Source organism: bacterium endosymbiont of Bathymodiolus sp. 5 South (genome assembly GCF_900128535.1).
Lineage (GTDB): Bacteria > Pseudomonadota > Gammaproteobacteria > PS1 > Pseudothioglobaceae > Thiodubiliella.
Window position 1 is genome coordinate 1 of sequence record NZ_FQTR01000208.1, and the last position, 2,440, is coordinate 2,440.

1 protein-coding gene is annotated in these 2,440 nt (G+C 37.6%); it reads right to left on the minus strand.

Features of this window, described 5'->3' with window-relative positions:
- On the minus strand, positions 1-2,440 hold a 2,440-nt coding region (locus BBROOKSOX_RS10040), incomplete at both ends, for a C80 family cysteine peptidase (RefSeq protein WP_139661596.1).

A 2,440-nucleotide genomic window follows, 5' to 3' on the forward strand; every position in this document is an offset into this window, starting at 1 on the left:
TAAGTACTGGTGCTATTATCAGTTGGGTTGTCTAGGTTGCAACCGACTAAACTGATATGTCTTATTGTTGCATCGTCTGTTAATGCTTGATTGAGTTTGGTGATATTTGCGCTTAACTCCTGCGTGCTTCTACCACCCAGTGTGTCGCCTCCCTCTTGTGTTTTTCTGCCGTAACCTACCACGGATAATTTAACGCTGCCTGTTATTTTATCAAGGTCAGTGCCGTAAACCACTCGGTAAGTGCCGTCTTTTTGCATTTGTACGATGGTGGTTTTTGTTGGGTGCTTCAGGGCAAGTTTAAGCGTGCTGTCTTTGACATTAGCTTCATTTTCAGTTTGGAATAGAATCTGATGATTATGATTGACTAAATCAGGTTTGGTTTTTTGGGATTCTGCTTTTAGTTTGTTGATTTGTTCTTGGTTTTGGGTGTCCCAGTCTTGGAGTTTTTGGTCATTGTGGGGTTGGGTTTCTGCTAGATGTATAGGGGCATGTATAGTCACATCTGAGTCTAGAGGTGTTTTTGATAGCCATTCTACGGATGCAGTGTTTCCCGTTTTTTTACGCACTGTAACGGTAACTTTATATTTGTTAGATAGTGCTTTAACCAGTTTCAAATAATGATTAGGATTTTTTGTAGTAGGTACTATAATGTCTATATCCGCAATAGGTTGCTGGGTAACTTGAGATATAATTTCTAAGTTTTCCAAAGTCTCCCTTGTCGTAGGAACCTGATTTATACCCTGATGCACAATTTTTACATGAATGTCAGCATCAAAATCATCACCTAGAAATGCTAAGTGTTGTTGCTTTGGTTTTGATCCTCCGCATTCTGTCATTTGCATTACATTTTTTGATAGCAAAGGCTCCTTCATAAAGCGTATGCTACCCTTGACTATTCTTACTCTGGAATCTCTATCGCGAATAACTAACGATACTTGGGCGTCTTCAGAGTCAGAGTACACCACAACACTTGCATTAAGGCGTCCACCAAGATTATCTAAATTTTGCGTTTGTTGCAACGCATTACCCTGAGCAAACCAGTCGGTACCTTTTGGTGTTTTGATGTTGAGATGTGCTATGGAGGCACCTGAAGGCAGTATATCTTTAAATTGATGTAACATTTTTTCAGTTTCATCCCAACCTTCGGCTTTAACGAAAACTTTTAACGCACCTTTTAATTCACTAAGGCGTTGATTGCCGTAAATGCGTTCTATTTTTGGACTTCCATCTTTATCAATAGAAAGGGTAACATCATAATGCTCGTCTGTATAAGAATCCACAAGGATTATTTCACCTTTTTCATTAAACGCATAAGTTTTTTTAAGGACGCTGGAGCGATATTTTCCAGCAACACTTCCTACTGAATTTGTTATAATTTTTCTACCACCTGAAAGAACTGATATACCGGCAAGTCTGACACTTACTTTGGTGTTGCTTACCCCCTTTTTTCGCAACTCAGGTAGAAGTCTTTCTACATAGTCACCCCCTAAACTACAGGCAACCAAACTGACTTTCTTCACGTTAGAATCCTCACCAATAGCCCGATCTATAATACTGATATGTTCGGCAATCTCCTCAATACTTCTGTTTTTAATACCTCCTGAATTACCATGTGCATTAATCAAAACCTTAAGATCACCTTTTGGTATTTCATCTAATTTAAGTCCATGTACAACTTTGTAATTACCATTTTTATCCATATGGACAATAGTTGTATTGTCTGGATATTTTTCTGCCAGTTGCGATGTACTTTGAATTAAGACAGGGTCATTTTCTGTTGTCATAATAATTTGGCGTTTGTATCCTACAAATGGATCTGTAATGTTGCCCTGCTTTACTTTTCTTACATCCCATTTCTCAAATTTAGCTTGGGACTCCTTAGCCACTTGAATCTCATATTCTATAGCCGATATGTCGTGTTTTAATTGTTCACGCATTTTACTGCGACTTGCAAGTTCCAAGAACCGCTCATGCGTCTTCTTTAATTCTTTAACTTTATCGTCAATTTCCAGAACTTTGTCTACTTCGTATTTTTCACGCGCAAGTAGCACGGAGCGCTCTGCTCTTCTCAGATTTTGAGCTTCAATGTCAGTAACAAGATCTTTCAAAACAGCGTTTATCCTGTTTAATTCTCCTATAATTTCTGAATTTGGGTTTCTGTCTAAATGCTCATAAAAATCCAACTTTAATGCCTTTAATTCAGAATGGTGGAGACCCAATTCATTTTCTCGTACTTCACGAAAAACATCAAGAGTGTCAGATAAAAGATCATAATGCTTACTTTGTTTTTTAAATATGAATTTTTTACTCTTAAGCAACTTTTCCAATCTTTGTATTTCTTCATTAAGATTGATCAATGGATTATTAAGGTTGTCGGCTGTAGTTTTGGCACTTTTAGTTATAGAAACAATACCGCCATCGTGCCAACTGTAAAGCGTTT